The 7,446-nt window shown below is 69.6% G+C and carries 6 protein-coding genes; all 6 read left to right on the top strand.

What is annotated here, in order from left to right; translation table 11 throughout:
• Positions 1-190: 190 nt before the first annotated feature.
• A complete protein-coding gene (locus ACFWGJ_RS39495; RefSeq protein WP_387333791.1) occupies positions 191-1,240 on the top strand; it encodes a BMP family protein in 1,050 nt (349 codons plus the stop codon).
• A gap of 335 nt (positions 1,241-1,575) precedes the next feature.
• Complete coding sequence (locus ACFWGJ_RS39490; protein ID WP_387333793.1) at positions 1,576-3,231, top strand: ABC transporter ATP-binding protein; 1,656 nt, start codon at positions 1,576-1,578, stop codon at positions 3,229-3,231.
• Complete coding sequence (locus ACFWGJ_RS39485) at positions 3,228-4,352, top strand: ABC transporter permease (RefSeq protein ID WP_210880685.1); 1,125 nt, start codon at positions 3,228-3,230, stop codon at positions 4,350-4,352. The genes ACFWGJ_RS39490 and ACFWGJ_RS39485 overlap by 4 nt, the downstream gene beginning before the upstream one ends.
• Positions 4,349-5,611, top strand: a complete 1,263-nt coding sequence (locus ACFWGJ_RS39480) for an ABC transporter permease (RefSeq protein WP_387333790.1) — start codon at positions 4,349-4,351, stop codon at positions 5,609-5,611. Before ACFWGJ_RS39485 ends, ACFWGJ_RS39480 begins: the two co-directional genes overlap by 4 nt.
• On the top strand, positions 5,608-6,021 hold the full coding sequence (locus ACFWGJ_RS39475; RefSeq protein WP_387333789.1) for a cytidine deaminase: 414 nt from the start codon (positions 5,608-5,610) through the stop codon (positions 6,019-6,021). The genes ACFWGJ_RS39480 and ACFWGJ_RS39475 overlap by 4 nt, the downstream gene beginning before the upstream one ends.
• A gap of 104 nt (positions 6,022-6,125) precedes the next feature.
• Positions 6,126-7,403 (top strand): thymidine phosphorylase, encoded by a 1,278-nt coding sequence (locus ACFWGJ_RS39470; RefSeq protein ID WP_387333792.1) that lies wholly within the window; start codon positions 6,126-6,128, stop codon positions 7,401-7,403.
• Positions 7,404-7,446: the final 43 nt, after the last annotated feature.

Raw genomic sequence — 7,446 nt, 5'->3', positions numbered from 1 at the left:
CCACTGCTTCGCTGGTCTAACGCCCCTGGCCTCCCGCAAGGGGCGTTCGACGTTCCGTAGTCTGTACGGCATCTGTGGCCACAGCTCGATAACGGACCGGACAGAAGGGGTTTTCCGTCTGGTCTACGCGCGTTACGCTGCGGCGGAACCAGCGCCTGGTATGGGCGCTTGCACAAAGGAGTCACGTTCCATGCGCCGGGTGTCCCGAATCGCTGTCGCGGGCGTTGCGACCGCTACCCTCACCGCCGCCCTCGCTGCTTGCGGCGGCACGTCCAACGACGCCGCTGACAGCGGCGACGGCAAGAGCAAGGGCATCGCCCTCGCGTACGACGTCGGCGGCAAGGGCGACCAGTCCTTCAACGACGCCGCGACCCGCGGAATGGAGAAGGCCGCCTCGGAGTTCAAGTACGGCTCCAAGGCCGTCGAGCCCACCGACGGCGAGTCCGACGCCGACAAGGTGCAGCGCCTGCAGACGCTGGCCAAGGCGGGCTACAACCCGGTCGTCGGCGTGGGCTACGCCTACGCGCCGGCGGTCGCCGAGGTCGCCGAGAAGTTCCCGAAGACCACGTTCGGCATCGTCGACGACGAGACGATCGACAAGAAGAACGTCGCCGACATGGTCTTCCACGAGGAGCAGTCCTCGTACCTCGCGGGTGTCGCCGCGGCCCTCACCACCAAGTCCAAGACCGTCGGTTTCGTCGGCGGCGTGGACATCCCGCTGATCCACAAGTTCGAGGCGGGCTACAAGCAGGGCGTCGCGGACACCAACCCGAAGGTCAAGGTCGTCTCGCAGTTCCTCACCGAGAAGGCCGAGGACGGCGGCTTCGCCAGCCCCGACAAGGGCAAGACCGCCGCCGAGGGCCAGATCGAGGACGGCGCCGACGTGGTCTACCACGCCGCGGGCCTGTCCGGTCAGGGTGTCATCGAGGCCGCCTCCGCCGCCAAGGTGTGGGCGATCGGCGTCGACTCCGACCAGTACAGCCAGGACGCCCTGAAGGCGTACAAGCAGTACATCCTCACCTCGGCCACCAAGGACGTCGAGGGCGCGGTCTACAACCTCGCCAAGTCGGTCCAGGACGGCAAGCCCGAGACGGGTGTCGTGCGTGCCTCCCTCAAGACCGGCGGTGTGGGCCTCGCGGACTCGAACCCCGACTTCAAGGGCAACGCCAAGCTGCAGGCGGCCCTGGAGAAGGCCACCACGGGCATCAACGACGGCACCATCAAGGTGAAGACCTCGTAGTGACCGCAAGGAGCGGTGGCCCTGGCAGCAACCGCTCGTAGTAACCATGGTCAATCGGGCGCTGTAATGGCAGCGTTACGGTCGCGAAAACGGGGTGTGGGAAGGATGGCCTTCCCGCGCCCCGTTCGCGCGGCGGATGATCCGGTTCTGTCCGGGAGGCATTGATATGCCTGGATGCTCCTGGATATATCCAGAACATCCGACTCCGCAGTAGTAGTTGAAGCAGGGGCGCTACGCGCGTAGATGGCCCCTTTTCCAAGGAGTACGCCATCGACGCGTCCAGCAGCCCTCCGCTCGCCGCACAGTCCCCGTCCCCGTCGCAGTCGCCCGTGTCGGTGGAACTGGCGGGGATCACCAAGCGCTTCCCCGGTGTCGTCGCCAACCACGACATCCACCTGTCCGTCCGCAAGGGCACCGTGCACGCCCTCGTCGGCGAGAACGGGGCCGGCAAGTCCACCCTGATGAAGATCCTCTACGGCATGCAGAAGCCGGACGAGGGCACCATCGCGGTCGACGGCGAGCAGGTCGCCTTCGCCAGCCCCGCCGACGCCATCGCGCGCGGCATCGGCATGGTCCACCAGCACTTCATGCTGGCCGACTACCTCACCGTCCTGGAGAACGTCGTCCTCGGCAGCGAGAAGCTGTACGGCATCGGCGGCGCCGCCCGCGACAAGATCAGGGAGATCTCCGAGCGGTACGGCCTCGGGGTCCGCCCGGACGCCCTCGTCGAGGACCTCGGTGTCGCCGACCGCCAGCGCGTGGAGATCCTCAAGGTCCTCTACCGCGGCGCCCGCATCCTGATCCTGGACGAGCCCACCGCCGTCCTCGTGCCGCAGGAGGTCGACGCGCTCTTCGACAACCTCCGCGAGCTCAAGGCCGAGGGCCTGTCCGTCATCTTCATCTCCCACAAGCTGGGCGAGGTCCTGTCGGTCGCCGACGAGATCACCGTCATCCGCCGCGGTACGACGGTCGGCACGGCCGTCCCCGCGAAGACCACCTCCCGGCAGCTCGCCGAGATGATGGTCGGCAGCGAACTGCCCACCCCCGAGACCGCCGAGTCGACGGTCACCGACAAGCCCGTCATCCAGGTCGAGGCCCTCACGGTGTACGCCGCGGGGGGCGCCTCGCTCGGCGAGACCGGCACCGTCGGCGACACCCCGGCCGCCGGATCCCTCGCGGGCGACGCGGCCGGCGGCGACGCCAAGCGCGTCCTGGACGACGTCACCTTCACCATCCACGCCGGTGAGGTCATGGGCATCGCCGGGGTCGAGGGCAACGGCCAGACCGAACTGGTCGACGCCCTGATCGGCCTGAAGGACGCCGACTCGGGCGCCATCCGTTTCATCGGCGAGGAGATCACCTCCTGGCCCACCCGCAGGCGCCGCGAACAGGGCGTCGGCTACATCCCCGAGGACCGCCACCGCCACGGCCTGCTCCTTGAGGCCCCGCTGTGGGAGAACCGCATCCTCGGCCATGTCACCGAGAAGCCCAACTCCAAGGGCAAGGGCAGGTGGCTCGACATCAAGGGCGCGCAGGCCGACACCCGGCGCATCGTCGAGGAGTACGACGTCCGGACGCCCGGCATCGACGTCACGGCGGCCTCCCTGTCCGGCGGCAACCAGCAGAAGCTGATCGTCGGCCGCGAGATGAGCCACAAGCCGCGCTTCCTGATCGCCGCCCACCCCACCCGCGGTGTGGACGTCGGCGCGCAGGCCGCGATCTGGGACCAGATCCGCGAGGCCCGCCGCGAGGGTCTCGCCGTGCTCCTGATCTCCGCGGACCTGGACGAGCTGATCGGCCTCTCCGACACCCTCCGGGTGATCTACAACGGCAAGCTCGTCGCGGACGCCGACCCGGCGGCCATCACCCCGGAGGAGCTGGGCTCGGCCATGACGGGCGCCGCCTCCGGTCACCTGGAGCACGTCGAGCAGGCAGAGCGCGAAGAGCACGCAGCGCAGGCAGTGGAAGCCCCGGAGGACGAGGCCCGATGAAGAAGTTCGACAAGGAGCGAGTGCTCCTCGCGGTGGCCGGACCGGTCATCGCGCTCGTGGCGGCCGTGGTGCTGACCTCGTTCGTGCTGCTCGCCTCGGGCAAGAGCCCGATCGAGCCGTACACCCTGATGTTCGAGCAGGCCGGTTTCGCCGACGTCCAGGTCCTGATCATCAACCAGGCCGGCGTCTACTACCTGGCCGCCCTCGCGGTCGCCGTCGGCTTCCGGATGAACCTCTTCAACATCGGCGTCGACGGCCAGTACCGCCTCGCCGCCATGATGACCGCGGTCGTCGGCGCGCACGTCTCGCTGCCCGCCGCCCTGCAGATCCCGTTCCTGATGCTGATCGCCGTGCTCACCGGCGCCTTCTGGGCCGGTATCGCGGGTGTCCTCAAGGTGACCCGCGGAGTGAGCGAGGTCGTCGCGACGATCATGCTCAACGCCATCGCCACCAGCCTCATCGGCTACCTCACCCTCACCGAGGTCTGGGGCCAGCCGCTCGGCAACAACCAGACCACCGGCGTGATGAAGGAGTCCGGCTGGTTCCCCGGCTTCGACATGGGCGACGCGGGCGAGATCTACGGCTTCACCCTGATCGCCGTACTCGCCGGTGTCCTGTACTGGCTGGTCCTCAACCGAACCCGCTTCGGCTTCGACCTGCGCGCCACCGGCGCCTCCGAGACCGCTGCCGCCGCCTCCGGCGTGGACGCCAAGCGCATGGTCCTCACCGCGATGCTGATCTCCGGCGGCATGGCGGGCCTCGCGGGCCTGCCGATCCTCCTCGGCGACGCCCACACCTACAGCCTGTCCTTCCCGACGGGCCTCGGCTTCACCGGCATCACCATCGCGCTGCTCGGCCGCAACAACCCGGTCGGCATCGCCTTCGCCGCCCTGCTGGTCGCCTTCCTCGACAAGGCCTCACCCGCCCTCGACTACGCGACCCCGGTGGCGTACGACAAGGAGATCGCGGTGATCATGCAGGGTCTCATCGTGATCGCGGTCGTCGTCTCCTACGAGGCCGTACGCGTCTGGGGCCTGCGCCGCCAGCAGCGGCGCGTCGGTGCCGAACTGGCCGCTGCCGCCGCCAACGACAACTCCAAGAAGGAGGTGGCTGCCCGATGAGCACCTCGACCGTCGCCAAGCCGCAGGCGCCGAAGCCCGCCCGGGGCCGCCGCCGTATCTCGCTCCCGGTCCTGCTCCTGCTCATCGCGGGCCTGCTGGTCCTCGTCTCCGTCGTCCGCCTCGTCACCGACGCGAACGGCATCACCTCCACCGGCCAGATGTCCACCGCCCTGCGCCTGGCCGTACCGATCGGCCTCGCGGGACTCGGCGGACTGTGGGCCGAGCGCGCGGGCGTCGTCAACATCGGCCTCGAAGGCATGATGATCCTCGGCACCTGGTTCGGCGCCTGGGCCGGCTTCCAGTGGGGCCCGTGGACCGGTGTCGCCTTCGGCATCATCGGCGGCGCGCTCGGCGGCCTGCTGCACGCGATCGTCACCGTGACCTTCAACGTCAACCACATCGTCTCCGGTGTGGCCATCAACATCCTGGCCCTCGGCGCCACCCGCTACCTGTCGACCTTCGCCTTCGAGGGCGAGGAGGGCGGTACGTCGAAGCAGTCGCCGCCCGTCGACTCGCTCGGCACCTTCGACATCCCCGGGCTCTCGGACTGGCTGCAGACCCTCAACGGCAAGCACTGGTTCCTGGTCTCCGACCTCGCCGGTCTAGTCGGCGGCCTCTTCACCGACCTGTCGCCGCTCACCGTGATCGCCGTCCTGCTCGTCCCGGTCACCTGGTGGGTGCTGTGGCGCACCTCCTTCGGCCTGCGGCTGCGTTCCTGCGGCGAGAACCCGGTGGCCGCGGAGTCCCTCGGCGTCAACGTCTACAAGTACAAGTACCTGGCCGTCGTCATCTCCGGCGGTTTCGCCGGACTCGGCGGCGCCTTCCTCTCCCTGGTCGCCTCCAACATCTACCTGGAGGGCCAGACCGGCGGGCGCGGCTACATCGGTCTCGCCGCGATGATCTTCGGCAACTGGATGCCGGGCGGACTCGCGCTGGGCGCCGGCCTGTTCGGCTACACCGACAGCCTCAAGCTCCGCGGCGGCGGCACCAACGTCCACGCGCTGCTGCTCCTGCTGGCGCTGCTCCTGATCATCGGCGCGGCGTACTTCGTGTGGAAGAAGCGGTACGTCCACGCGGCGGTCACCACGCTCATCGGCGTCCTGGTCTTCCTCTGGTACACCACCACCAACGAGGTCCCGAACCAGGTCGTCACCGCGACCCCGTACGTCGTCACGCTGCTGGTCCTCGCGCTCTCCGCGCAGCGCCTGCGGATGCCGAAGGCGGACGGCATGCCGTACCGGCGAGGGCAGGGCAAATGACGGCGGCCGAGACGGAGCCGGCCGAGGTCGACTGGAAGGCCCTGCGGGAGGTGGCGCGCGAGGCGATGTCCCGCGCGTACGCCCCCTACTCGGGCTACCCGGTCGGGGTCGCGGCCCTGGTCGACGACGGCCGGGTGATCTCCGGCTGCAACGTGGAGAACGCCTCGTACGGACTCGGGCTGTGCGCCGAATGCGGGCTGGTCTCGCAGCTCCAGAACACCGGGGGAGGCCGGCTCACGCACTTCACGTGCGTGGACGGCCACGGCGAGATCCTCGTCCCGTGCGGCCGCTGCCGCCAGCTCCTGTACGAGTTCGGCGGCCCCGATCTCGTCCTGGAGACCCCGGCCGGTCTCCTCCCGCTCTCCGAGATGCTCCCGCAGGCCTTCGGCCCGGACCACCTCACCAGGTGATCCACGGGCGGCCCCCGGAGAACCCGGGGGCCGCCGCACTACTCGCACCACCGCACTACTTGCACTACTTGCACTACCGAAGGGAAGCCATGACCGCGTTGTCGATGGACGCCATCTCCGTGATCCGCACCAAGCGGGACCGCGGCGAGCTGAGCGACGGGCAGATCGACTGGGTCATCGACGCGTACACGCGCGGTGAGGTCGCCGACTACCAGATGGCCGCCCTCAACATGGCGATCCTGCTCAACGGCATGAACCGCCGGGAGATCGCCACCTGGACCGCCGCGATGATCGCCTCAGGCGAGCGCATGGACTTCTCGTCCCTGTCCCGCCCGACGGCCGACAAGCACTCGACCGGCGGCGTCGGCGACAAGATCACGCTCCCGCTCGCGCCCCTCGTGGCGGCCTGCGGCGCGGCCGTCCCGCAGCTGTCCGGCCGGGGCCTCGGCCACACCGGCGGCACCCTCGACAAGCTGGAGTCGGTCCCGGGCTGGCGCGCCGCGCTCTCGAACGACGAGATGCTCTCCGTCCTGGACTCGGTGGGCGCGGTGATCTGCGCGGCGGGCGACGGCCTGGCCCCCGCGGACAAGAAGCTCTACGCCCTGCGTGACGTGACCGGCACGGTCGAGGCCATCCCGCTGATCGCCTCCTCGATCATGTCGAAGAAGATCGCGGAGGGCACGGGTTCGCTCGTCCTGGACGTGAAGGTCGGCAGCGGCGCCTTCATGAAGACCATCGAGGACGCCCGCGAACTGGCCTCGACGATGGTGGGCCTGGGCACGGACCACGGCGTACGGACGGTCGCGCTCCTCACCGACATGTCCACCCCGCTCGGCCTGACCGCGGGCAACGCCCTGGAGGTCCGCGAGTCGGTCGAGGTCCTGGCCGGTGGCGGCCCGTCCGACGTCGTGGAGCTCACCCTCGCCCTGGCCCGCGAGATGCTGGACGCGGCGGGCATCAAGGACGCCGACCCGGCGAAGGCGCTGGCCGACGGCTCGGCGATGGACGCGTGGCGCCGCATGCTCGCGGCCCAGGGCGGCGACCCGGACGCGGCGCTCCCTACGTCCCGCGAACAGCACGTCGTCAAGGCACCGGCCTCCGGTGTCCTGACCCGCCTGGACGCGTACGACATCGGTGTCGCCGCCTGGCGCCTGGGCGCGGGCCGCGCCCGCAAGGAGGACCCGGTGCAGGCCGGCGCGGGCGTCGAACTCCACGCCAAGCCCGGCGACACGGTCACCGAGGGCCAGCCGCTCCTCACCCTCCACACGGACACCCCGGAACGCTTCGGGTACGCCCTGGAGGCGGTGACGGGCTCGTACGACGTGGCGGCTCCCGGCACGGAGTTCAAGACGCCACCGGTGGTGCTGGAACGTATCGCCTGAGGCCATTGAAGTGGATCGCGGAACGGGACCGGTGGACGACCAC

The organism is Streptomyces sp. NPDC060205 (genome assembly GCF_042728395.1).
Classification (GTDB): Bacteria; Actinomycetota; Actinomycetes; order Streptomycetales; family Streptomycetaceae; genus Streptomyces.
The sequence above is the reverse complement of the archived record's forward strand: the minus strand, read 5'-3'. Positions and strand labels throughout refer to the sequence as shown.